At 62.0% G+C, this 22,103-nt stretch carries 22 protein-coding genes; 12 read left to right on the forward strand and 10 right to left on the reverse strand.

The features are described 5' to 3' along the window. Positions 1-8: 8 nt before the first annotated feature. The 3 genes from rsfS to HKK54_RS06305 form a co-directional block, all read right to left on the reverse strand. A complete protein-coding gene (gene rsfS / locus HKK54_RS06295) occupies positions 9-503 on the reverse strand; it encodes a ribosome silencing factor (RefSeq protein ID WP_003215432.1) in 495 nt (164 codons plus the stop codon). Positions 504-572: 69 nt separating this feature from the next. Next, positions 573-1,217 (reverse strand): nicotinate-nucleotide adenylyltransferase, encoded by a 645-nt coding sequence (nadD, locus tag HKK54_RS06300; RefSeq protein ID WP_003215431.1) that lies wholly within the window; start codon positions 1,215-1,217, stop codon positions 573-575. Further along, positions 1,217-2,482: a glutamate-5-semialdehyde dehydrogenase gene (locus tag HKK54_RS06305; RefSeq protein WP_169386379.1), complete on the reverse strand. Its 1,266-nt coding sequence runs from the start codon at positions 2,480-2,482 to the stop codon at positions 1,217-1,219. Before HKK54_RS06305 ends, nadD begins: the two co-directional genes overlap by 1 nt. A 176-nt stretch (positions 2,483-2,658) precedes the next feature. Between HKK54_RS06305 and HKK54_RS06310 the strand changes: the two genes are divergently transcribed. Together HKK54_RS06310 and HKK54_RS06315 are read left to right on the forward strand one after the other, a co-directional pair. Beyond that, positions 2,659-3,342 (forward strand): DNA-3-methyladenine glycosylase, encoded by a 684-nt coding sequence (locus tag HKK54_RS06310; RefSeq protein WP_169386380.1) that lies wholly within the window; start codon positions 2,659-2,661, stop codon positions 3,340-3,342. 112 nt (positions 3,343-3,454) lie between these two features. Next, positions 3,455-4,771, forward strand: a complete 1,317-nt coding sequence (locus HKK54_RS06315) for a bifunctional DedA family/phosphatase PAP2 family protein (protein WP_169386381.1) — start codon at positions 3,455-3,457, stop codon at positions 4,769-4,771. Here HKK54_RS06315 and HKK54_RS06320 read toward each other — a convergent pair. From HKK54_RS06320 to HKK54_RS06330, 3 genes are read right to left on the reverse strand one after another with little or no spacing between them, the layout of a single operon-like run. Next, positions 4,765-5,358 (reverse strand): LON peptidase substrate-binding domain-containing protein, encoded by a 594-nt coding sequence (locus tag HKK54_RS06320; protein WP_010174766.1) that lies wholly within the window; start codon positions 5,356-5,358, stop codon positions 4,765-4,767. The two genes, HKK54_RS06315 and HKK54_RS06320, sit on opposite strands and share 7 nt — an antisense overlap. A 21-nt stretch (positions 5,359-5,379) precedes the next feature. Then, complete coding sequence (locus tag HKK54_RS06325; RefSeq protein ID WP_010174764.1) at positions 5,380-6,096, reverse strand: LrgB family protein; 717 nt, start codon at positions 6,094-6,096, stop codon at positions 5,380-5,382. Beyond that, positions 6,093-6,455 (reverse strand): CidA/LrgA family protein, encoded by a 363-nt coding sequence (locus tag HKK54_RS06330; protein ID WP_010174762.1) that lies wholly within the window; start codon positions 6,453-6,455, stop codon positions 6,093-6,095. The genes HKK54_RS06325 and HKK54_RS06330 overlap by 4 nt, the downstream gene beginning before the upstream one ends. Positions 6,456-6,626: 171 nt before the next feature. Here HKK54_RS06330 and HKK54_RS06335 point away from each other — a divergent pair, with 171 nt between their 5' ends. The 3 genes from HKK54_RS06335 to HKK54_RS06345 all read left to right on the forward strand — a co-directional run bounded on the left by HKK54_RS06335 (position 6,627) and on the right by HKK54_RS06345 (position 9,573). Beyond that, positions 6,627-7,082: a MaoC family dehydratase gene (locus HKK54_RS06335; protein WP_010174760.1), complete on the forward strand. Its 456-nt coding sequence runs from the start codon at positions 6,627-6,629 to the stop codon at positions 7,080-7,082. Between the two features lie 102 nt (positions 7,083-7,184). Beyond that, a complete protein-coding gene (locus HKK54_RS06340) occupies positions 7,185-8,903 on the forward strand; it encodes a C13 family peptidase (RefSeq protein WP_169386382.1) in 1,719 nt (572 codons plus the stop codon). Between the two features lie 28 nt (positions 8,904-8,931). Then, positions 8,932-9,573 (forward strand): oxidoreductase, encoded by a 642-nt coding sequence (locus HKK54_RS06345; RefSeq protein ID WP_169386383.1) that lies wholly within the window; start codon positions 8,932-8,934, stop codon positions 9,571-9,573. A 137-nt stretch (positions 9,574-9,710) separates the two neighbouring features. On the opposite strand, the gene HKK54_RS06350 is transcribed toward HKK54_RS06345, so the two are convergent. The 4 genes from HKK54_RS06350 to HKK54_RS06365 form a co-directional block, all read right to left on the reverse strand. Then, on the reverse strand, positions 9,711-9,995 hold the full coding sequence (locus tag HKK54_RS06350; RefSeq protein ID WP_029616061.1) for a YceK/YidQ family lipoprotein: 285 nt from the start codon (positions 9,993-9,995) through the stop codon (positions 9,711-9,713). Next, on the reverse strand, positions 9,988-10,617 hold the full coding sequence (ubiX, locus tag HKK54_RS06355) for a flavin prenyltransferase UbiX (protein ID WP_003219402.1): 630 nt from the start codon (positions 10,615-10,617) through the stop codon (positions 9,988-9,990). Before ubiX ends, HKK54_RS06350 begins: the two co-directional genes overlap by 8 nt. Beyond that, positions 10,614-11,963 (reverse strand): UDP-N-acetylmuramate:L-alanyl-gamma-D-glutamyl-meso-diaminopimelate ligase, encoded by a 1,350-nt coding sequence (gene mpl / locus HKK54_RS06360; RefSeq protein WP_010174752.1) that lies wholly within the window; start codon positions 11,961-11,963, stop codon positions 10,614-10,616. Before mpl ends, ubiX begins: the two co-directional genes overlap by 4 nt. A 61-nt stretch (positions 11,964-12,024) precedes the next feature. Next, entirely contained in the window at positions 12,025-13,929 is a 1,905-nt protein-coding gene (locus HKK54_RS06365; RefSeq protein WP_169386384.1) for a sigma-54-dependent Fis family transcriptional regulator, read from the reverse strand. Positions 13,930-14,217: 288 nt separating this feature from the next. Between HKK54_RS06365 and exaC the strand changes: the two genes are divergently transcribed. From exaC to HKK54_RS06400, 7 genes are all read left to right on the forward strand, one after another. Beyond that, a complete protein-coding gene (exaC, locus tag HKK54_RS06370) occupies positions 14,218-15,738 on the forward strand; it encodes an acetaldehyde dehydrogenase ExaC (protein ID WP_169386385.1) in 1,521 nt (506 codons plus the stop codon). Positions 15,739-15,973: 235 nt separating this feature from the next. Next, positions 15,974-17,422, forward strand: a complete 1,449-nt coding sequence (eat, locus tag HKK54_RS06375; RefSeq protein ID WP_088426931.1) for an ethanolamine permease — start codon at positions 15,974-15,976, stop codon at positions 17,420-17,422. A 64-nt stretch (positions 17,423-17,486) separates the two neighbouring features. Then, positions 17,487-18,881 carry an ethanolamine ammonia-lyase subunit EutB gene (locus tag HKK54_RS06380; RefSeq protein WP_010174743.1) on the forward strand — a complete coding sequence of 465 codons (1,395 nt, stop codon included), beginning with the start codon at positions 17,487-17,489 and terminating at the stop codon, positions 18,879-18,881. After that, the gene (gene eutC, locus HKK54_RS06385) at positions 18,878-19,726 is read left to right on the forward strand and encodes an ethanolamine ammonia-lyase subunit EutC (RefSeq protein WP_169386386.1); all 849 of its coding nucleotides are present in this window, start codon (positions 18,878-18,880) and stop codon (positions 19,724-19,726) included. Before HKK54_RS06380 ends, eutC begins: the two co-directional genes overlap by 4 nt. A 92-nt stretch (positions 19,727-19,818) precedes the next feature. Then, a complete protein-coding gene (locus tag HKK54_RS06390; protein ID WP_010174739.1) occupies positions 19,819-20,277 on the forward strand; it encodes a GNAT family N-acetyltransferase in 459 nt (152 codons plus the stop codon). 240 nt (positions 20,278-20,517) lie between these two features. Further along, a complete protein-coding gene (locus HKK54_RS06395; RefSeq protein WP_010174737.1) occupies positions 20,518-21,174 on the forward strand; it encodes a DedA family protein in 657 nt (218 codons plus the stop codon). Positions 21,175-21,180: 6 nt separating this feature from the next. Then, on the forward strand, positions 21,181-22,011 hold the full coding sequence (locus tag HKK54_RS06400; protein WP_169386387.1) for a zinc-dependent peptidase: 831 nt from the start codon (positions 21,181-21,183) through the stop codon (positions 22,009-22,011). The last annotated feature ends 92 nt before the right edge of the window (positions 22,012-22,103 follow it).

Consider the following 22,103-nt stretch of genomic DNA (forward strand, 5'->3'; position numbering starts at 1 on the left):
GCCGTTCCTTATTCCTGGTCTTTGTTGAGCTTGTCGAAGTGCGCGTGGCCAACTTCAGGACTGTGGTGCTTGCCATCGGCGGCACGGCTCTGCTCGGCGCCTTTCCACAGACGCTCCAGGTCGTAGAACTGGCGGGCGTTGCTGGTCATCATGTGAACGATCACGTCGTCCATGTCCAGCAGTACCCAGTCGCTGTCGCCCTTGCCTTCTTCACCCAACGGCTTGACGCCCTGGGCTTTGACCGCTTCGCGAACCTTGTCCAGCATCGCGCCGATCTGGCGGTTGGAGGTACCGGTGGCGATGATCATGAAGTCGGTGATGCTCTGCTTGTCGCGCACGTCCAGGACCTGGATGTCCTGGGCCTTCACGTCTTCCAGGGCAGCCACGGCCACCTTGACCAGCTCTTCGCCGGCCAGCTCAGGGCCGGTGTGGGCTTCTACTGGCAGAGGAGCGCTCTTGAACGTGCCTTTGCGCTTAACTTTGCTTACGTCTTTGTTCGTCATATAAAACTCGTTTTGCTCGTATGTTCGGGCGCTCGCTGCACGACTGTTCGTGCGTTCAAGCGCGCCTTTTCAGTTCGACGCACGGTAAAGTCCGTGCGCATCGATGTAGGCCAGGACCGCGTCAGGCACCAGGAAACGTACCGACTTCCCGCTGGCCAGCAGTTGACGGATCTGGGTGGCAGACACCGCAAGCGGGGTTTGCCAGACGAATGCAATATTCCCGCTCGGCCCGGTCAGGGCCAATGGGTCACTTACCGACCGCGCTGCCAGCAGGTTGCGCAAGGCATCCGGCGATTCCGCGTCGGCATCCGGGCGTTGCAGCACCAGGATGTGGCAATGCTGGAGCAACTCTTCCCAGCGGTGCCAAGTGGGCAGGCCGCAAAACGCGTCCCAGCCCAAAAGTAGAAATAACTGGTCATCCGCGGCCAACTCGGCCCGCATCAGTTCCAGGGTGTCGACAGTGTAGGACGGTTTGTCGCGTTTGAGTTCGCGGTCGTCCACCACCAGCGGTGCAATGCCGGCCACAGCGAGGCGGACCATCTCCAGGCGCTGCTGCGCAGACACCTGCGGCGTGTCGCGATGGGGCGGCCGGGCATTCGGTGCCAGACGCAACTCATCCAGACCGAGGGCGTCCGCGACTTCCAGCGCACTGCGCAAATGGCCGATGTGCACGGGGTCGAAGGTGCCACCGAGCAGCCCGATGCGTTTACCCATCAAGTGCGCACATGACCGTCACCGAACACCACGTACTTCTCGCTGGTCAGCCCTTCCAGGCCAACCGGCCCGCGTGCGTGGAGCTTGTCGGTGGAGATACCGATCTCCGCCCCCAGGCCATATTCGAAGCCGTCGGCAAAACGCGTCGAGGCGTTGACCATCACCGAAGCGGAATCCACTTCGTTGAGGAAACGCCGGGCATCGCTGAAATGCTCGGTGACAATAGCGTCGGTGTGCTTGGAGCCGTATTGATTGATGTGGTCGATGGCCTGGTCCAGGTCGTCAACGATGCGGATCGACAGGATCGGCGCCGTGTATTCGGTGTACCAGTCCTGCTCGGTGGCTTCGATCACGTCGCTGCCGAGGATCGCCCGGGTACGCTCGCAACCACGCAGTTCGACGCCCTTGTCGCGGTAGATGGCAGCCAGCGGCGGCAGTACGCGCTCGGCAATGCCGGCGTGCACCAGCAGGGTTTCCATGGTGTTGCACGGGGCGTAGCGATGAGTCTTGGCGTTGTCGGCAATGCGGATCGCCTTGTCGAGGTCGGCGGCGACGTCGATGAACACGTGGCAGACGCCATCCAGGTGCTTGATAACCGGCACCTTGGCATCGCGGCTCACGCGCTCGATCAGGCTCTTGCCACCGCGCGGCACGATCACATCAACAAATTCAGGCATGGTGATCAGCGCGCCAACGGCGGCGCGATCGGTGGTTTCGACCACTTGCACCACTTCGGCCGGCAATTCGGCCACGGCCAGGCCCTGCTGAATGCACGCGGCAATGGCGCGGTTGGAATTGATCGCCTCGGAACCGCCCCGCAGGATGGTGGCGTTGCCGGACTTGAGGCACAGGCTCGCGGCGTCGATGGTCACGTTCGGGCGCGACTCATAGATGATGCCGATCACGCCCAGGGGCACGCGCATCTTGCCGACCTGAATGCCGGACGGCAGGTAGCGCATGTCGCGGATTTCACCGATGGGGTCAGGCAGCTTGGCCACCTGACGCAAACCTTCGATCATGTCGTCGATACGTGCTGGCGTCAGCGCCAGGCGATCCAGCAGGGCTGGCTCCAGGCCATTGGCCCGGCCGTTGGCTAAATCCAGTTCATTGGCAGCGGTCAGCTCGGAGCGCGAAGCATCCAGAGCGTCGGCGGCCGCCAGTAAGGCACGGTTCTTCTGCGCGGTGCTCGCACGGGCGATCAACCGCGAGGCCTGACGGGCAGCGCGACCCAGGCGGGTCATGTAGTCAAGAACGGACTCAGTCATGGTCTGGTGGGGTCTTGGCAAAGAGGAAAGCGGCAGATTATAGCTGTGACGCCGTCCTACGGACAGCGGTGAGGGGCGGATGGTCGAAATGAACTGTAAAAACCCGACGTTCAGCGGGAATTAAGGCTGGAGTTGTTATCATCCTGTCACATTTAGCCGCATTACCTTTGATCGCCATGTCCAGTTTTACCCCAATGATCCCCGCCAACGCCCTGCCCGACGGCTTTTTCGACCGTGACGCGCAACTGCTCGCGCGGGAATTGCTGGGAAAAGTCATTCGCCATCGCGTCGGCGATTTGTGGCTGTCGGCGCGAATTATCGAAACCGAAGCCTATTACCTCGCCGAAAAAGGCAGCCACGCGTCCCTGGGCTACACAGAAAAGCGTAAGGCTTTGTTTCTGGATGGCGGCCACATCTATATGTACTACGCCCGTGGCGGTGATTCGCTGAACTTCAGCGCCCACGGCCCGGGCAATGCGGTGCTGATCAAATCGGCCTATCCGTGGGTTGACGAAGTGTCCGGCCCGGCCAGCCTGGCGCAGATGCTGTCGAACAACCCGGATGCCAGCGGCAGGCCGCGCCCTTCGCAAAAGCTGTGTGCCGGCCAGACCTTGCTGTGCAAGGCCCTGGGTTTGAAAGTACCGATGTGGGACGCCAAGCGTTTTGACCAGGAGTTGCTCTATGTCGAAGACGTGGGCCTGGCGCCCGGCCAAGTGATTCAGACCACCCGTCTGGGCATTCCCGGCGGTCGCGATGAACACCTGATGTACCGCTTCGTCGATGCCGGCTATGCGCCGTATTGCACACGGAACCCGCTACGCCGGGGCCAGGTCGAAGGCCGCGACTATTTTTTGATTTGAAAACATACATAAACCTGTAGGAGCCCGGCTTGCCGGCGATAGCGGACTCAAGGACGCCATCGCCAGCAAGGCGGGCTCCTACAAGGACGATCTACAAAAGGGAGTTGATTGTATGGGCCCATGGCTCGATGGCATTACCGGCTGGCTGACCCTGAACCCACAATGGCTGGCCGTGGCGGTGTTTATCGTGGCGTGCGTGGAGTGCCTGGCCATTGCCGGCCTCATCGTACCGGGCACGGTGTTGCTCTTCGCCATCGCCGCACTGGCCGGCAGCGGCGCACTGTCCCTGGGGGAAACCCTGTTGCTGGGCTTCCTCGGGGGCATACTGGGCGATGTTGTTTCCTACTTCCTTGGTCGCCATTTCCACCAGAACATCCGGCGCCTTCCGGGCCTGCGGCATCACCCTGAATGGATGAGCGGCGCCGAGACTTACTTCCAAAAGTACGGCATCGCCAGCCTGCTGGTAGGACGCTTCATTGGCCCGCTGCGGCCAATGTTGCCGATGGTCGCCGGCATGTGCGACATGCCCTTCCCGCGCTTCGCCGCCGTCAGCCTGTTGGCCGCCGCGGGTTGGTCGGTGGCGTATCTGCTGCCGGGTTGGGCCACCGGCGCCGCATTCCGCCTGCCGCTGCCCGAAGGATTCTGGCCGGAGGCCGGAATTGTCGCCGCGTGCCTCGCCGTATTGATCGGCGTGAGCCTCAACAGCAGCCTGCGCGGCCACCGGCGCGCCACCCTGTGGATCGGCTGCATCGGCGGCACGCTGCTGATCGCATTGTTTATCGGCTATCACTACCTGAACGACTTTGACCAAGGCTTGATGGCCCTGGTGCAGGAACACCGCGGCCCGGCGATCGACCGGGCGATGGTGATGGTGACCCAGCTGGGTGAGTTCAAGAAGATGTTCGTCGCCAGCGCGGTGCTGACCGGCCTGCTGGTAGTGGCGCGGCAATGGCGCCAGGCAATCTTTGTCGGCGCCACGCTGCTGGGCGCCGCGTTGATCAATACCGGCACCAAGCTGTTTTTTGCGCGGATGCGCCCGGAAGTGCTGACCGACCCACTCACCAGCTTCAGCATGCCCAGCGGCCATGCGTCCGGCTCGTTTGCGTTCTTCCTGGCGTTGGCGGTGCTGGCCGGTCGCGGTCAACCGACCCGACTGCGCCTGACCTGGCTGGTGCTGGGTTGCATCCCGGCTGCCACCATCGCCGTGTCCCGGGTGTACCTGGGCGCCCACTGGCCCACGGACATCCTGGCGGGCACCTTGCTGGCGATGACGGTCTGCGCCTTCAGCCTGCACTTCAGCCAGCACCGCAGCCCGTTGCCGCCGATGCCGCCAAAAGTCTGGTGGTTGATCTTGCCGGTATGTGGGGCGGTGCTGGGCTTCATTGCGTTTACCGGCACGTCCCACGCACTTCTCAGGTATGCCTACTGAGCAAACAACTCGCCCTGCAACTCGTCCAGCAACAGCTGAATCGCATCCAGCCGTTGCTGCGGGTCGTCGAGCTGCAGCAGGTCAATCTTGTCGGCCTCGGTGAAGGGCAGCAAGTACGCCAGCTGATTGCCCAAGGCTTGCTGGCCATCGGCGTGGGTGCCCATGTCCAGGGACGCGACCATCGGGTGCTCGGCCAGGGCGTGGAGCAGCGCGAGCAAGTCGGCGTCTTCCTCCTCCAGCGGTTGTTCGGGGTGCTCGTGAAGCCACTGCACCTCGGCCACCAGCAGTTGATCCTTCTGCACGCCGGCGTCACGCACGCGGAAACGCCGGCCGCCCTCGACGCGAATCCCCAGCAGGCCGTTGTCTTGCTGCTTGAAATCACGAATCAGCGCTTCGCAGCCAATCAACGCGTAGCCATCCGGCGCCAGCCCGACTTCCTTGCCGTCGAGGATGCACACCACGCCAAAGCTTTCGCCCTTTTTCATGCAGCGGCTGATCATGTCCAGGTAACGCGCCTCGAACAGTTGCAGGTCGAGAGTGCACCCGGGGAACAGCACGGTATTGAGCGGGAAAAGCGCCAGACTCATAAAGGTTTCCTTAAACCCGACTTAACTAACCAGCGACACGGCCAACGGCAGGAACACTGCCGTGGCCACGCCCATCAAACTCATGGCCAGCGCCGCAAAGGCGCCGGTCTCTTCGCTTTCCTGCAACGCCACCGACGTTCCCACGGCGTGGGCGGTCATGCCAAGGGCCATCCCGCGCGCCTCGGGGCTGTGCACGCCCAGGCGTGACAAATACGCCGGCCCGATCATCGCGCCGATCACCCCGGTGATCAGCACAAACACCGCCGCCAATGCCGCTACGCCACCAATCTGCTCGGCCACCAGCATCGCAATCGGCGAGGTCACGGACTTGGGCGCCATGGTCATCAGCATCATGTGTTCGGCGCCAAACCACCAGCCCAACAGCACGCACAGGCCGGTAGCCAATACGCCACCTATCACCAGCGTAGTAAAAATCGGCCAGAACAATTGGCGAATCCGTCGCAGATTCAGGTAAAGCGGCACCGCCAGGGCCACCGTCGCCGGGCCGAGCAGGATGCTCATGATCTCGGTGCTCTTGCGGTACTCGGCGTACGTCAGGCCACACCCCAGCAACACGCCGATCACCAGCAGCATCGACACCAGCACCGGCTGCAGGAAGATCCAGCGGGTTTTCTCAAAACCGGCCAGCACCAGCTGATAGGCACCGAGGGTGATGCCGATGCCGAACAAGGGGTGATGAATCACGGCGGCCCAGGCACCCTGCCAATCCACGGTCATTGGCCCTCCTCCCGCTGCGCCTGGCGCTTGACCAGTTTTTGCATCAGCACGCCGACAAAGCCCATGGCGACCACCAGCGACAATACCAACGCGCCGACAATGGCCCAGAAGTCCGCGGCGATGTCCTTGGCATACACCATCACACCCACCGCGGGCGGCACCAGCAGCAAGGGCAAGTAACGCAGCAGACTGCCAGCCGCCAGGCTCAGGGGCTCACCGACTTCGCCGCGCCATATCAGGAAGGCCAGCATCAGCAGCAGGCCAATAATCGGCCCCGGCAACACCGGGACAAACAAATGATTGATCGCCGTGCCGAGCAATTGAAACAGCACCAGCCATGTCAGACCGCGTAACAGCATCCGTTCTCTCCCCCCCTTAAAGCGTGTCGGCATTATAAGCACGCCGCCTCTATGGAACGGCATTCGCCAAAAGCATGGTGGGTTGACCGGGCCAAGTGCCCATGATGATCTACATTGGTTCTCTGGACCTGTCCAAAAAATACAAAAATGATGAACCTAAGGAGAGTCGCAATGCCCTCAGTACCCGTAGCGCAACTCAAGGATTATGTCGGCAAGGAACTGGGACGTTCTGCATGGCTCACCATCGATCAGGAGCGCATCAACCTGTTCGCGGAGGCCACCGGCGATTTTCAGTTCATCCACGTTGACCCGGTGAAAGCCGCCCAGACGCCGTTCGGCGGCACCATCGCCCACGGTTTCCTGTCGCTGTCGCTGATACCCAAGCTGATCGAAGACATCCTGATCATGCCCGAGGGCCTGAAGATGGCGGTCAACTATGGCCTGGACAGCGTGCGTTTCATCCAGCCGGTGAAGGTCGACTCCCGGGTACGCCTGGCCGTGACCCTGACCGACGCCACCGAGAAAAAGCCCGGGCAATGGTTGCTTAAAGCCACCTGCACCCTGGAAATCGATGGCCAGGAAAAACCTGCCTACATTGCGGAGTCGCTGTCACTCTGCTTCGTCTGAACCCGGCTGTGGTGAGCCCGCACGCTCACCACAATTCATGTAAATTTATGTATAGATCTCGCAGCTGCGGCATACTCGGCGCTCAATTATCCGGATCCCGCTATGCGCCCACTCGCTCCCCTTGCTCTTGTCCTGTTGCTCACCGCGTGCGGCGACGGCGAATCGCTGTTGCCGCCCGATGCGCGGCTGCCCGATGGCGGTCGTTACCGTGGCGATGTGGTCAATGGCTTGTTGCAAGGCCAGGGCCGGGTGGATTACCCCAATGGCAGTTGGTATGCCGGCCAGTTCGATAAAGGCCAGTGGCACGGCCAGGGCGAATGGCATGGCAGCAACGGCGAGGTCTACAAGGGCCAGTTCCAGCAAGGCCTCTTCGACGGCCAGGGCAGCCTGACCACGTCGGGCAACAGTTACGTCGGCGGGTTCAAGCAAGGCAAGCGCAACGGCGAAGGCACCCTCAAAGAAGGGCAGATGACCTATCGCGGCGAATTCAAGGACGACCAGTACTCCGGTCTCGGCCGCCTCGAGCTGGCCGACGGCAGCCAGTACCAGGGCCAGTTCGCCCACGGCAAGCCCAACGGCGAAGGCCAGCGCAACGACGACAGCGGCAACCAGTTCAGCGGCCACTTCGTCGATGGACAGCTGGAGGGCAATGGCACCTTCAACAGCGCCGATGGCGACATGTACATCGGCCACTTCAAACAGAACCAGCTCAACGGCAAGGGCCGTTATGAAAACGCCGACGGCGACGTGTGGATCGGCGAATTCAAGGAAGGCGCCCTCAGCGGCAAGGGCGAGCTGATTGGCGTGGACGGCAGCCATTACGTGGGCCAATTCGTCGACTGGCGCTTCACCGGCCCCGGTCGCCTGAACCTTACCGACGGCAGCTTCTATATTGGCGGCTTCGACAGCGACAGCTATCAAGGCCGCGGCACCCTGGTGCTCACCGATGGCACCGTGCAGGCCGGCACCTGGGTCAACGGCATGCGCGTGCGCGATGCCGATGGCAAGTTGTTGCCTGACCCGCTGGAGATCGGCCTGTTTGCCCAGGGCCGCCTACTGGATGCCGCCCTCGCCGCAGTGCCCGCCTCCAAATCGGGAGTGGAGCTATACACCCTGGTGGTGGCCGGTGACGGCAAACAAAGCGTATTTCTGCGTGAAGCCGACTACGTCAGCAACATGCTCGCCACGCGATTCGGGGCCTATGGCCAGATCCGCCTGGTGAACCACCGCGACCACATCGCCGACCGCCCCATGGCCACCCGCGAAAGCCTGCGCCGTGCGGTCCAGACCCTCGCCGAACGCAGCGGCCCGCAAGACCTGGTGTTCATCTACCTGACCAGCCATGGCACCCACGAACACGAACTGGTGCTCGACCAGCCGCGCATGGAACTGGCCGACCTGCCCGCCGATGAGCTGGCCGCAGTAATGGCGCCGCTGAAAAACCGCGACAAGATCGTGGTGATTTCAGCCTGCTACTCCGGGGGGTTCATCCCGGCCCTCAAGGACGAACACACCCTGATCATGACCGCCTCACGCGCCGACCGCGTGTCGTTCGGCTGCTCAGAAGAGGCCGATTTCACCTACTTCGGCGACGCCCTCTTCGCCCAGGCCTTCAACCAGACCGATGATTTGCAGCAAGCCTTCAAGCTGGCGCAAACCCACGTGGCCGAGCGCGAACAGGCGGACAGCTTCGAAGCCTCCGAACCGCAGATCTGGGCCCCCAAAGGCGTGATTGCCCATTGGCAATTATTACGCAAACAGCAGGCACGAAAGGCGCTGGAAAGCGTCTCAATGAATAGCAAGGAAGCCAAGAGCAACTAAGCTGAATCTGTACCAAGGGGGAAACATCATGTACCTGACACCTCAGCATATCTTGCTCGCCGGAGCCTCCGGCCTGACCGGGGAGCACCTGCTGGACCGCCTGCTCAACGAGCCCACCGTGACCCGCGTGCTGGCACCCAGCCGCAAGCCACTGGCCGAGCATCCACACCTGGAAAACCCGGTGGGCGACCCGGCCGTATTCCTGCCGCAACTGAGCGGCCAGGTGGACATCGCCTTCTGCTGCCTGGGCACCACCATCAAGCAGGCCGGCTCTGAAGAAGCCTTCCGCGCGGTCGACCTGGACATGGTCGTGGCCTTCGCCAAGCGCGCTCGGGAAATGGGCGCGCGACACCTGATAGTGATCAGCGCGATTGGCGCCGACCCGAAATCCTCGATTTTCTACAACCGGGTCAAGGGTGAGATGGAACAGGCGTTGAAGGCTCAGGACTGGCCGCAGCTGACCATCGTCCGGCCTTCGCTGTTGCTGGGAGAGCGGTTGGAGCCACGTTTGGCCGAGCAACTGGCCGGGCCCTTGTCACGGTTGATTCCGGGCAAGTATCACGGCATTGAAGTATGCGAACTGGCGCGGGCGATGTGGCGACTCGCGCTGGAAGAGCAGGATGGGGTGCGGGTTGTGGAGTCGGACGAGCTGCGCAAGCTCGGCAAGTAGTTTTGCTGTGAGCCGGCTGGCCTCATCGCGGGCAAGCCCGGCTCCCACATCAACTGCGCCGACATGGCGAACACAGTCTCATGTGGGAGCTGGCTTGCCTGCGATGAGGCCGTCACAGGCGCCGACCCTTTCAGCTCCTACAGCCCGCCCGTCGCGTTAAACCCAACCCCCAACACCGTCAGCACCGACAGCGGCAACAGCAGCGTGTCGAGCAAGGCGCTGGCCGGCAGGTCGACATGGGGATAGCTCGGCGCTTCGGCCCCAAAGCGGTCCATCGCACAGCACCCGCCCTGAATCGCGTACAGATCCAGGCGCGTCCCGGCATACACCACCGGGGCGCCGGGCTGCGCGGCGTCCAGCGTGCGCGCCGTGGCACAGCCGGTCAGTTGCAGCGCCAGCCACACCATCAAGAGTTTATTCATCACTGCTCAAATGGTGTTCGCCCCAGCGCGGCAGCATGTCTTGAGGGATATTCAGCAGGTTGAGAATCCGCGCCACCACAAAGTCCACCAGGTCATCGATGGTTTGCGGCTGGTGATAAAAGCCCGGCGACGCCGGCAGGATGGTCACGCCCATGTTCGACAGCTTGAGCATGTGCTCCAGGTGAATACTCGAATACGGCGCCTCGCGCGGCACCAGGATCAACTGGCGACGCTCCTTCAAGGTCACGTCCGCCGCACGCTCGATCAGGTTATTACAGGCGCCCGTGGCAATCGCCGACAGGGTGCCGGTGGAACACGGCACCACCACCATCGCGGCCGGTGCACCGGAGCCCGAAGCCACCGGCGACATCCAGTCTTCCTTGCCATAGACCTTGATCTGGCCCGCCGCCGCACCGGTGTACTCGGTGAGGAAGGCCTGCATCATCTGCACCTTGGGCGGCAACGCGACATCGGTCTCGGTGGCCAGCACCAGTTGCGCGGCCTTGGAGATCAGGAAGTGCACCTCGCGGTCCTCGCGCACCAGGCAGTCCAGCAGGCGCAAGCCATAGGGCGCGCCGGACGCACCGGTCATCGCCAGGGTGACGCGTTCCGGGCCGCTCATTTCAGCGCCTCGGCGAGTTTGCCGTGCAGGCCGCCGAAGCCGCCGTTGCTCATGATCACCACGTGGGTGCCGGGCTTGGCCTGGTGTTTCACGTGCTCGATGATGCCTTCCAGCGAGTCGCAGCAAATCGACGGCACGGTGCACAGCGCAGCGATGGCGGGCAGGTCCCAGCCGAGGTTGGCCGGTGCATACCAGACCACCTGGTCGGCATCGTTGACGCTTTCCGGCAAACCGTCACGGTGGGCGCCCAGCTTCATGGAGTTGGAGCGCGGTTCGATAATCGCGATCACCTGGGCATCACCCACGCGCTTGCGCAAGCCATCCAGGGTGGTGGCGATGGCCGTCGGGTGGTGGGCAAAGTCGTCGTAGATGGTAATCCCGTTCACGTCGGCGACTTTTTCCATACGGCGCTTGACGCTCTTGAACGCGCTCAATGCCGCGATGCCCATGGACGGCACCACGCCGACATGCCGTGCGGCCGCCAGGGTGACCAGGGCGTTGGCGACGTTGTGCTGGCCAGTCATGTCCCACTCGACGACGCCTTGGGCGACACCTTCGAACAGGACTTCAAATTTGGAGCCGTCTTCGCTCAGCAGTTTGACCTGCCATTGCCCGCCCGCGCCGGTGGTTTGCACCGGGGTCCAGCAGCCCATCTCGATGACTCGCTGCAAGGCCGGCTCGGTAGTCGGGTGAATCACCAGGCCTTCGCTCGGAATCGTGCGCACCAAGTGGTGGAACTGCCGCTCGATGGCCGGCAGATCGGGGAAGATGTCCGCGTGATCGAACTCCAGATTGTTCAGGATCGCTGTGCGCGGGCGGTAGTGGACGAACTTGGAGCGCTTGTCGAAAAACGCGCTGTCGTATTCATCGGCTTCGATGACAAAAAATGGTGTATCGCCGAGGCGCGCCGACACCGAGAAGTTCTGCGGCACACCACCGATCAGGAAACCAGGGCTCATGCCCGCATGCTCCAGCACCCAGGCCAGCATGCTGCTGGTGGTGGTCTTGCCGTGGGTACCGGCAACGGCGAGCACCCAGCGGCCTTGCAGCACATGGTCGGCCAGCCATTGCGGGCCAGACACGTACGGCAAACCTTTATTCAGTACATATTCGACCGCCGGGTTGCCGCGCACCATGGCATTGCCGATCACCACCAAGTCCGGGACCGGGTCGAATTGTGCCGGGTCGTAACCTTGGGTCAGCTCAATGCCCTGGGCCTGCAGTTGCGTGCTCATGGGCGGGTAAACGTTGGCATCGGAGCCAGTAACATGATGGCCCAGCTCTTTGGCCAACACCGCCATTGAGCCCATGAACGTGCCGCAAATACCGAGAATATGAATGTGCATAGTCGACCTCGTAAAACATCGAGGCAGGTTAGCGTAGGGAGGAACAAATCGCACCCTTTAGCTAACGGGCAATCCCGTGTTTGCGCAGCTTTCTATACAGGGTGTTACGGCTGACACCCAATTGTTCGGCCGTGTGGCTCATATGCCAGCGCTGTTGCTCCAAGGCATTGAGCAGCGCCAGGCGCTCTGCGTCGTCCAGAGGCGATTCCGAAAGTTCGTTCGCCCTTACGGGCTGCGGGCGCGCCTGGCGAATCACTGCCGGCAAGTCTTCAAGCCCGATACGTCCGTCGTCACACAACGCCGCCAACGTGCGCAATACCGTGCGCAACTGCCGCACATTGCCCGGCCAGGCAAATGCCAACAGTGCCTGACGCGCGGGACTGTCCAGCAAGACCGACTGATCGCCCGCCTCCTCCGCCAGCAGAAAATCCAGTAACTGCGACTTGTCGCTACGCTCACGCAGCGGTGGCAGGGCGATTTCCAGACCGTTCAGCCGGTAGTACAGGTCCTCGCGAAAGCTGCCGTCCTGTACCCGTTCCAGCAAATTACGGTGGGTGGCGCTGATGATTCTGACGTTCACCGCCTGTGGCTCGCCGCCGATAGGCACTACCAGCCGGTCTTCCAATACCCTTAACAGCCGGGTTTGCAACGCCAAGGGCATATCGCCGATTTCATCCAGGAATAACGTGCCGCCGTCCGCCTGCTGCAGCTTGCCGCGCATGCCCTCCTTACGGGCGCCGGTGAAGCTGCCGCCGCGGTAGCCGAAGAGCTCGCTCTCGATCAAGCTTTCGGGGATCGCCGCACAGTTCAGCGCAATAAACGCTTTGTCGGCCCTGAGGCTGGCATGGTGCACCGCCTTGGCAAACGCCTCCTTGCCGGAGCCGGTTTCGCCATTGACCAGCAACGGCACGTCGCGCTCAAACACCCGCAACGCCTTGCGAAAATCGTTTTGCAGTGCTGCGTCCCCCAGGCAAATGCCCGGCAGCCGCGCCCGCTCGGGGATGGGCTGAGGAACCGGCACCGGCACACTGCGTGGCTGGCCGCGCAACACCGCGAACAACCCACGACCATCGCGAGTACGCAGAGGCCAACTGGCGCTGGCATTCGCGCTGGCACGCCCGAGCAACTCATCCAGCGAACAATCGAAAAACGCCTCCACCGGCTGCCCCAACAGCCCGCCACGAATTTGCCCGAGCAAGTTCAATGCACTCTGGTTCACCGCACAGATGCGCCCTTCACCGTCGAATGCCAGCAGCCCTTCGCTGAACAGGCCCACGGATTCGGCCTGCAAATGAAAGCGCAGTAACCAGTGGTTCTCGAAATGCCGCAGGAAGTAACAGCTCTCGATCATCTTCGCCGACAGATTGACCAGCGCCATGGTGTGGAACTGGCTCTGGCGCGACACGGCTTCCCGGGCCGAGGACACATCCAGCACCGCCAGCAGTTCGCCATGGGGGTCGAACACCGGGCTGGCCGAGCAGGTCAGGCCGGTGTGCCGGCCACGGAAGTGCTCATCGCGATGAATCGTCAGGGACTGGCGCTCCACCAGGCAAGTGCCGATGCCGTTGGTGCCTTCGCAGGCCTCGCTCCAGTCGGCGCCCAGCCACAGCCCGGCGCGCTCGAAAATCTTGCGCTCACTGGGCGCGGTGACGCAGTTGAGGATCACCCCGCGGGCGTCGGTGAGCAGCACCGCATGGCCGGCACCGGAGAGTTGTTGATGCAGGCTGTTCATTTCGCTGCCGGCGATGGTCAGCACTTGTTGCAGGCGCTCGCGGCTTTCCAGCAGGCGGCCATGTTCGAGCACCGTGGGGGCGATAGTCAGCGCGGGGTCGAGGTGATAGTCCTCCAGGCAACGCAGCCAGGAGCGGGCGATGGACGGATCGCTGCCGGGTCCGTGCAACGGATCCTGGCCACGGGTAACGGTCAGGACTTGCTGGGCATGGCGACTGAAATGATCGTTTTGCATGTTCTTATTATTCTCCCTGCGTGAACTACAAACCGCGCGCGAGTGCCCAGCATCCTCCAGCCTCCCGACCATTGCAATCCCGGGCAGACCCACCGGTCACAGGCTGTACCGTTTGTGGCACAAACTGTCACTCGGGCTGTATCAGTCGTGCCACAGCAACGGCTTGCAACAAACCCCAAGTCCTTGATTTACGGGCACTGCAAGGCACTGGCCCGACCTTTGCTCTACGCTTTAACAAGCACAACCGTGCGTCCTCCAATAAACACAAAAAGCCAGGAGATACCCACCATGCGTTACGCACACCCCGGTACTGAAGGCGCTATCGTTTCGTTCAAGGCCAAGTACGGCAACTACATCGGCGGTGAGTTTGTCGCGCCGGTCGATGGCAACTATTTCACCAACACCTCGCCGGTCAACGGCAAGGCCATCGCCGAATTCCCGCGTTCCACTGCCAAGGATATCGACAAGGCCCTGGACGCCGCCCACGCCGCCGCTGACGCCTGGGGCAAGACCTCGGCCCAGGACCGCTCGCTGGTGCTGCTGAAAATCGCCGACCGCATCGAACAGAACCTCGAACTGCTGGCCATCACCGAAACCTGGGACAACGGCAAGGCCGTGCGCGAAACCCTGAACGCCGACATCCCGCTGGCCGCTGACCACTTCCGCTACTTCGCCGGCTGCATTCGCGCCCAGGAAGGCAGCAGCGCGGAAATCAACGAACACACCGCCGCTTACCACTTCCACGAACCACTGGGTGTGGTCGGCCAGATCATCCCGTGGAACTTCCCGCTGCTGATGGCCGCCTGGAAACTCGCGCCCGCCCTGGCCGCCGGTAACTGCGTGGTGCTCAAGCCCGCCGAGCAAACCCCGCTGGGCATCAACGTGCTGATGGAACTGATCGGCGACCTGCTGCCGCCGGGCGTGCTGAACGTGGTGCACGGCTTCGGCAAAGAAGCCGGCGAAGCCCTGGCCACCAGCAAGCGCATCGCCAAGATCGCTTTCACCGGCTCCACGCCAGTGGGCTCGCACATCATGCATGCGGCCGCCGAGAACATCATTCCGTCCACCGTTGAGTTGGGCGGCAAATCGCCGAACATCTTCTTCGCCGACATCATGAAAGCCGAGCCGCAATTCATCGAGAAGGCCGCCGAAGGCCTGGTGCTGGCGTTCTTCAACCAGGGCGAAGTGTGCACCTGCCCGTCCCGCGCGCTGGTGGAAGAGTCGATCTACGACGACTTCATGAAAGTCGTCATGAAGAAAGTCGAGTCGATCAAACGCGGCGACCCACTGGACACCGACACCATGGTTGGCGCCCAGGCGTCCGAGCAGCAATTCGACAAGATCCTGTCCTACCTCGAAATCGCCAAAGGCGAAGGCGCCGAACTGCTGACCGGCGGCAAGGTCGAGAAACTGACGGGTGACCTGTCCACCGGCTATTACATCCAGCCGACCCTGCTCAAGGGCACCAACAAGATGCGGGTGTTCCAGGAAGAAATCTTTGGCCCGGTGGTGAGCATCACCACCTTCAAGGATGAAGCCGAAGCCCTGGCGATCGCCAACGACACCGAGTTCGGCCTGGGTGCCGGCCTGTGGACCCGCGACATCAACCGCGCGTATCGCATGGGCCGGGCGATCAAGGCCGGGCGCGTGTGGACCAACTGCTATCACCTGTACCCGGCGCACGCCGCGTTCGGCGGTTACAAGAAGTCCGGCGTGGGCCGTGAAACCCACAAGATGATGCTCGATCACTACCAGCAGACCAAAAACCTGCTGGTGAGCTACGACATCAATCCGCTGGGCTTCTTCTAACTGACAACCCGCTCCCACATTTGAACTGCAATAAAAATGTGGGAGCGGGCTTGCTGTGGTGAGCGGGCTTGCCCCGCACGGGGCTGCGAAGCAGCCCCGTCAATCGGTGGTGAACCCGACGGGGGACAGGCCCCCTCATCACAGCAAGCCCCCTCCCACACTTGATCTTCACGAAACCTTGCGACTCATCCGGCTTAAGTAAGCCGGGAAAAAACAATAAGAAAGGGATTCCATTATGCCTAGCGAACCGAATGGCGCTCCGGCGTCCGGGTCTTCTGTCGACTTCGAAAAGGTCGGCACCGAATACTTCCAACAACGGGAACTGAAAAAAGGCGCTGCCGGTTGGGTGCTATTAGTTGGTCTCGGGGTTGCCTACGTGATCTCCGGCGACTACGCCGGCTGGAACTTCGGCCTGGCCCAGGGTGGCTGGGGCGGCATGTTCCTCGCCACACTGCTGATGGCCACCATGTATCTGTGCATGTGTTTCTCTCTGGCCGAGCTCTCTTCCATGATTCCTACCGCCGGCGGCGGCTACGGCTTCGCCCGCAGCGCATTCGGCCCTTGGGGCGGGTTCCTCACCGGCACCGCAATCCTGATCGAATATGCGATCGCCCCCGCCGCCATTGCGGTGTTTATCGGCGCCTATTGCGAGTCGCTGTTCGGCATTGGCGGCTGGATGATCTACCTGGCGTTCTACATCATCTTTATCGGCATCCACATTTTCGGCGTGGGTGAAGCGTTGAAGCTGATGTTTGTGATTACTGCCGTCGCCGCGATTGCCCTGGGTGTATTCCTGGTGGCGATGGTGCCGCACTTCAGTGTCGCCAACCTGCTGGACATTCCGGTGACCGAGGCCAAGGGCGCCAGCACCTTCCTACCGTTTGGTTATGTGGGTGTGTGGGCGGCGATTCCCTATGCGATCTGGTTCTTCCTCGCCGTCGAGGGCGTGCCGCTGGCCGCCGAAGAAACCAAAAACCCCAAGCGTGACCTGCCTCGCGGCCTGATCGGCGCCATTGTGGTGCTGACCAGCTTTGCCCTGCTGATTTTGGTGATCGCACCCGGCGGTGCCGGTGCCTACGCGCTGATGGCGTCGGGCAATCCGCTGGTGGAAGCCTTGTCCAAGGCCTACGGCGGCTCCACGTGGATGGGCCACTTCGTCAACCTGGTGGGCCTCGCCGGGCTGATCGCGAGCTTCTTCTCGATCATCTACGCCTACTCCCGGCAGATCTTCGCCCTGTCCCGCGCCGGCTACCTGCCGCGCAAGCTGTCACAGACCAACAAAAGCAAGGCGCCAGTCCTGGCACTGGTCATCCCCGGCATCATCGGCTTTGGCCTGTCGCTGACCGGCCAGGGTGATTTGCTGATCCTGGTGGCCGTGTTCGGCGCCACCATTTCCTACGTGCTGATGATGGCCGCGCACATCACCTTGCGCATCCGCCGCCCCAAAATGGATCGCCCGTACCGCACACCGGGCGGCATCTTCACCTCGGGCGTCGCACTGGTACTGGCCTGCATCGCTGTTGTGGCGGGCTTCCTGGTGGATCCGCGCGTGGTGATTGGCGCCGCGATCATCTATGGAGTATTAATTGCTTACTTTGCTTTCTACAGTCGGCATCACTTGGTAGCAGGCACGCCGGAAGAAGAGTTCGCGGCGATCCAGGCCGCAGAGGCCGCCTTGCACTAAACGCCGTAAACCTCGGTGCGGGCGCTTTACTCACATTCTGCCCGCGCCGACAAGGAGACTCTGTATGGCAAGCTTTTCCCACGCGGTCGGCGCACTGACCTACCGCTTTGACAGCCTCAAGGACGTAATGGCCAAGGCCAGCCCGGCGCGCTCCGGGGATTTCCTGGCGGGCGTTGCGGCACAGAACGACGGTGAGCGGGTCGCCGCGCAAATGGCCCTGGCGAATATTCCGTTGAAACACTTTCTTGAAGAAGTGTTGATCCCGTACGAAAGCGACGAAGTCACCCGGCTGATTATCGATACCCACGATAAACCGGCATTTTCCGTGGTCAGCCACCTGACCGTCGGTGGTTTACGCGATTGGCTGCTCAGCGACGCTGCCGATGAACACAGCCTGCGCGCCCTGGCGCCCGGGCTGACACCGGAAATGGTGGCTGCCGTGTCGAAGATCATGCGCGTGCAGGACTTGATCCTGGTCTCGCAAAAGATCCGGGTCGTCACACAGTTTCGCGGCACCCTGGGCCTGCGCGGGCGCCTGTCCACCCGCCTGCAACCCAACCACCCCACCGATGAACCGGCGGGCATCGCCGCGAGCATTCTTGACGGCCTGCTCTACGGCAACGGCGACGCCATGATCGGCATCAACCCGGCCACCGACAGCATCGCCTCGATCTGCGCGATGCTGGAAATGCTCGACGCGATCATCCAGCGTTATGAAATCCCGACCCAGGCCTGCGTGCTGACCCACGTCACCACCTCCATCGAAGCCATCAACCGTGGCGTGCCGCTGGACCTGGTGTTCCAGTCGATCGCCGGCACCGAGGCGGCCAATGCCAGTTTCGGCATCAGCCTGAGCGTGCTGCAGGAAGGCTACGACGCGGGCCTGAGCCTGAACCGCGGCACCCTCGGGCAAAACCTGATGTATTTCGAAACCGGCCAGGGCAGCGCCTTGTCGGCCAACGCGCACTTTGGCGTCGACCAGCAAACCTGCGAAACCCGCGCCTATGCGGTGGCCCGGCATTTCAAACCGTTTCTGGTGAACACCGTGGTCGGTTTTATCGGCCCCGAGTACCTGTACAACGGCAAGCAGATCATCCGCGCCGGCCTCGAAGACCACTTCTGCGGCAAGTTGCTGGGCGTGCCGATGGGCTGCGACATCTGCTACACCAACCACGCCGAAGCCGACCAGGACGACATGGACACCCTGCTGACCCTGCTGGGCGTGGCCGGGATCAACTTCATCATGGGCATCCCGGGCTCCGACGACATCATGCTCAACTACCAGACCACTTCATTTCACGACGCACTGTACGCCCGGCAAACATTGGGATTAAAGCCGGCGCCGGAGTTTGAACAGTGGTTGGCGAAAATGGGCATCTTCACGCAAGCCGACGGCAAGGTGCACTTCGGCAACAGCCTGCCGCCAGCATTTCGCCACGCCTTGGCGCAACTGGGATGAAGGAGGAACCGCCTGTGCACATCGACACCCCGGAACATAATGTAGACAACCCGTGGCTGGAACTGCGGCGCCTGACTCCGGCGCGGATTGCCTTGGGCCGCACCGGCACCAGTATTCCTACCGGCGCGCAGTTGGACTTCCAGTTCGCCCACGCCCAGGCGCGGGACGCGGTGCATCTGCCGTTTGACCATGCAGGACTGAGCAGCCAACTGGCCGAACGCGGCCGCGACAGCCTGTTGCTGCACAGCGCTGCCATTGACCGCCACAGCTACCTGCAACGCCCGGACCTTGGGCGGCGCCTGAGCGATGAGTCGGCCCAAACATTGCGGAACTACGCCGAAGCCAACCCGGGCGGGGTCGACCTGGCGGTGGTGGTGGCCGACGGCTTGTCAGCCCTGGCGGTGCATAAACATACGTTGCCGTTTCTTACACGCATGGAGGAACAAACCCACGCTGAAGGCTGGTCGCTGTCACCGGTCATTCTGGTGGAACAGGGCCGCGTCGCCGTCGCGGACGAAGTCGGCCAGTTGCTGGGGGCGAAAATGGTGGTGATCCTGATCGGCGAGCGACCGGGACTTAGTTCGCCGGACAGCCTGGGGCTGTATTTCACCTACAACCCCAAGGTGGGGCTCACCGATGCGTACCGCAACTGCATCTCCAACGTGCGCCTGGAAGGTTTGAGCTACGGCATGGCGGCTCATCGCTTGCTTTACTTGATGCGTGAGGCCTGTCGCCGGCAGTTGTCGGGGGTCAATCTCAAGGATGAAGCGCAGTTGCAGACACTCGAATCGGATGATCCTGACCTGATGAAGGGCAACTTCCTGCTCAGCGCACCTAAGGACTGATCCCTGCACGATTGCGCTTTTTCTCCGCTTTAGGCAGCATCGAGACACGGCCGCTTGTGTGGTCATACCCCATTTGGAAGTTGAGGCCTGGCATGCGGATAACTCAAGCGACCCTGGAACACCTGGACCTGTTGACCCCGCTTTTCGTCAAATACCGCGAGTTCTACGGCGCGCTGCCCTTCCCCGATTCAAGCCGCGCCTTCCTGGAAAAACGCCTGCGCCGCAAGGAGTCGGTGATCTACCTGGCGCTGGCCGACGATGACGACAAAAAACTGCTCGGTTTTTGCCAGTTGTATCCCAGTTTTTCGTCGCTCTCCCTCAAGCGCGTGTGGATCCTCAACGACATCTATGTGGCCGAAGACGCACGCCGGCAGTTGGTGGCCGACAACCTGATGCGCACTGCGAAGAAGATGGCCAAGGAAACTCACGCCGTGCGTCTGCGTGTTTCCACCAGCAGCGACAACGAGGTGGCGCAGAAAACCTACGAATCCATTGGTTTCAGGGAAGACACCGAGTTCAAAAACTACGTGCTGCCCATCAGCGATGACTGACATCTATTAACCAAAGCTCATGCATCTGTTGTGGGAGCCCCCTCCCACACGGACGCTGTGTCTACAATACGATCGATGTCGCGACATTCCCCGCTACAAAACCAACACGCTTTTCACGACTCTATCCGTATAATGCGGACCTTTCAGGGTCGTAAGAAATAAGCCACAACCTTGTAGCCCTTATTACCCGAAGCCTCCGCACAGGCCCGCTGAGCCAGGCCATTCACACAGGTGCCCTCCATGGATTTCAACCCGCTCGACCTTATCCTGCATCTCGACGTGTACCTCGACATGCTGGTGAGAAACTACGGAGTGTGGATCTACGCCATTCTGTTCCTGGTTATCTTTTGCGAAACCGGCCTGGTGGTCATGCCCTTCCTGCCGGGTGATTCCTTGTTGTTTATCGCCGGCGCCATCGCCGCAGGCGGCGGCATGGACCCGATATTGCTGGGCGGCTTGCTGATGCTCGCGGCCATCCTGGGTGACAGCACCAACTACGTGATCGGACGAACGGCCGGGGAGCGCTTGTTCAGCAACCCCAACTCGAAAATCTTCCGCCGCGACTACCTGCAGAAAACCCACGATTTCTACGACAAGCACGGCGGCAAAACCGTGACCCTGGCGCGCTTTCTGCCGATCCTGCGGACCTTCGCACCGTTCGTCGCCGGCATCGCCAAGATGCCGTACCCGCGCTTCTTCGGGTTCAGCGTATTCGGCACCATCCTGTGGGTCGGCGGCCTCGTAACCCTGGGCTACTTCTTCGGCAACGTACCGTTCATCAAGAAAAACCTGTCGCTGCTGGTAGTGTTCATCATCCTGCTGTCGCTGGTACCGATGATCATCGGCGTGTTCCGCAGCCGCTTCGGCCGCAGCTCCACCGAAGCCAAGCCGCAGTAACCGGCGATGTGGTCCCTCAGCGCCTGGCGTCGCCGGCGCCTGCTGACCAAGCACCCGATTGCCGATGAAACCTGGCAGCGGGTGCGCCACCACCTGACCTTTCTCGACGGCATCACCGCAGAAGAAGACCAGTGGCTGCGGGAAGCCTGCGTGCTGTTCCTCGCCGAAAAACACCTCACGGCCCTGCCCGGTGTCGAACTGCACCAGGAACAACGCCTGCTGCTCGCCGCCCAGGCGCAGCTGCCATTGATGAACCTTGGCGACCTCGACTGGTACCAGGGTTTTCACGAGATCGTGCTCTACCCCGACGACTTCCTCAGCCCCCAGCGCCATCGCGACGCCAGCGGCGTGGAACACGAATGGGACGGTGAACACAGCGGCGAAGCCTGGCAACAGGGCCCGGTGATCCTTGCGTGGCCCGGCGTGCTGGCCAGCGGCAACTGGGAAGGCTACAACCTGGTGATCCACGAACTGGCCCACAAGCTGGACATGCTCAACGGCGACGCCAACGGCCTGCCGCCGCTGCACCACGACATGCGCGTGCAGGAATGGGCCAGCGTCATGCAAAGCGCCTTCGACGACCTCAACCGCCAACTTGACCACAACCCCGACGCCGAAACGGCCATCGACCCGTACGCCGCGGAAAACCCGGCCGAGTTCTTTGCCGTCACCAGCGAATATTTCTTCAGTGCCCCGGATTTACTGGCCAGCACTTATCCACAGGTGTACGAGCAACTGAGCCACTTCTACCGCCAGGACCCGCTGGCGCGCCTGCACCAGCTGCAGGCCGGCGACGTGCGCTATCAGACGGAACGCCAAGCGCCCTACGACGTCTGACGCATGGCATCGGCGTCAGAATATGCCTATAATCGCCGCCACTTTTAGGCCAATCCGGCCATGTTTCATGGCCAACTACGGGGGCAACGCCC

Source organism: Pseudomonas sp. ADAK13 (assembly GCF_012935715.1).
In the GTDB taxonomy this organism is placed as follows: Bacteria; Pseudomonadota; Gammaproteobacteria; order Pseudomonadales; family Pseudomonadaceae; genus Aquipseudomonas.

What these genes read in the sequence shown, in the direction of transcription:
- rsfS (WP_003215432.1), bottom strand. Translation starts at nt 503, where the DNA reads ATGACGAACAAAGACGTAAGCAAAGTTAAGCGCAAAGGCACGTTCAAG.
- nadD (WP_003215431.1), bottom strand. Translation starts at nt 1,217, where the DNA reads ATGGGTAAACGCATCGGGCTGCTCGGTGGCACCTTCGACCCCGTGCAC.
- HKK54_RS06305 (WP_169386379.1), bottom strand. Translation starts at nt 2,482, where the DNA reads ATGACTGAGTCCGTTCTTGACTACATGACCCGCCTGGGTCGCGCTGCC.
- HKK54_RS06310 (WP_169386380.1), top strand. Translation starts at nt 2,659, where the DNA reads ATGTCCAGTTTTACCCCAATGATCCCCGCCAACGCCCTGCCCGACGGC.
- HKK54_RS06315 (WP_169386381.1), top strand. Translation starts at nt 3,455, where the DNA reads ATGGGCCCATGGCTCGATGGCATTACCGGCTGGCTGACCCTGAACCCA.
- HKK54_RS06320 (WP_010174766.1), bottom strand. Translation starts at nt 5,358, where the DNA reads ATGAGTCTGGCGCTTTTCCCGCTCAATACCGTGCTGTTCCCCGGGTGC.
- HKK54_RS06325 (WP_010174764.1), bottom strand. Translation starts at nt 6,096, where the DNA reads ATGACCGTGGATTGGCAGGGTGCCTGGGCCGCCGTGATTCATCACCCC.
- HKK54_RS06330 (WP_010174762.1), bottom strand. Translation starts at nt 6,455, where the DNA reads ATGCTGTTACGCGGTCTGACATGGCTGGTGCTGTTTCAATTGCTCGGC.
- HKK54_RS06335 (WP_010174760.1), top strand. Translation starts at nt 6,627, where the DNA reads ATGCCCTCAGTACCCGTAGCGCAACTCAAGGATTATGTCGGCAAGGAA.
- HKK54_RS06340 (WP_169386382.1), top strand. Translation starts at nt 7,185, where the DNA reads ATGCGCCCACTCGCTCCCCTTGCTCTTGTCCTGTTGCTCACCGCGTGC.
- HKK54_RS06345 (WP_169386383.1), top strand. Translation starts at nt 8,932, where the DNA reads ATGTACCTGACACCTCAGCATATCTTGCTCGCCGGAGCCTCCGGCCTG.
- HKK54_RS06350 (WP_029616061.1), bottom strand. Translation starts at nt 9,995, where the DNA reads ATGAATAAACTCTTGATGGTGTGGCTGGCGCTGCAACTGACCGGCTGT.
- ubiX (WP_003219402.1), bottom strand. Translation starts at nt 10,617, where the DNA reads ATGAGCGGCCCGGAACGCGTCACCCTGGCGATGACCGGTGCGTCCGGC.
- mpl (WP_010174752.1), bottom strand. Translation starts at nt 11,963, where the DNA reads ATGCACATTCATATTCTCGGTATTTGCGGCACGTTCATGGGCTCAATG.
- HKK54_RS06365 (WP_169386384.1), bottom strand. Translation starts at nt 13,929, where the DNA reads ATGCAAAACGATCATTTCAGTCGCCATGCCCAGCAAGTCCTGACCGTT.
- exaC (WP_169386385.1), top strand. Translation starts at nt 14,218, where the DNA reads ATGCGTTACGCACACCCCGGTACTGAAGGCGCTATCGTTTCGTTCAAG.
- eat (WP_088426931.1), top strand. Translation starts at nt 15,974, where the DNA reads ATGCCTAGCGAACCGAATGGCGCTCCGGCGTCCGGGTCTTCTGTCGAC.
- HKK54_RS06380 (WP_010174743.1), top strand. Translation starts at nt 17,487, where the DNA reads ATGGCAAGCTTTTCCCACGCGGTCGGCGCACTGACCTACCGCTTTGAC.
- eutC (WP_169386386.1), top strand. Translation starts at nt 18,878, where the DNA reads ATGAAGGAGGAACCGCCTGTGCACATCGACACCCCGGAACATAATGTA.
- HKK54_RS06390 (WP_010174739.1), top strand. Translation starts at nt 19,819, where the DNA reads ATGCGGATAACTCAAGCGACCCTGGAACACCTGGACCTGTTGACCCCG.
- HKK54_RS06395 (WP_010174737.1), top strand. Translation starts at nt 20,518, where the DNA reads ATGGATTTCAACCCGCTCGACCTTATCCTGCATCTCGACGTGTACCTC.
- HKK54_RS06400 (WP_169386387.1), top strand. Translation starts at nt 21,181, where the DNA reads ATGTGGTCCCTCAGCGCCTGGCGTCGCCGGCGCCTGCTGACCAAGCAC.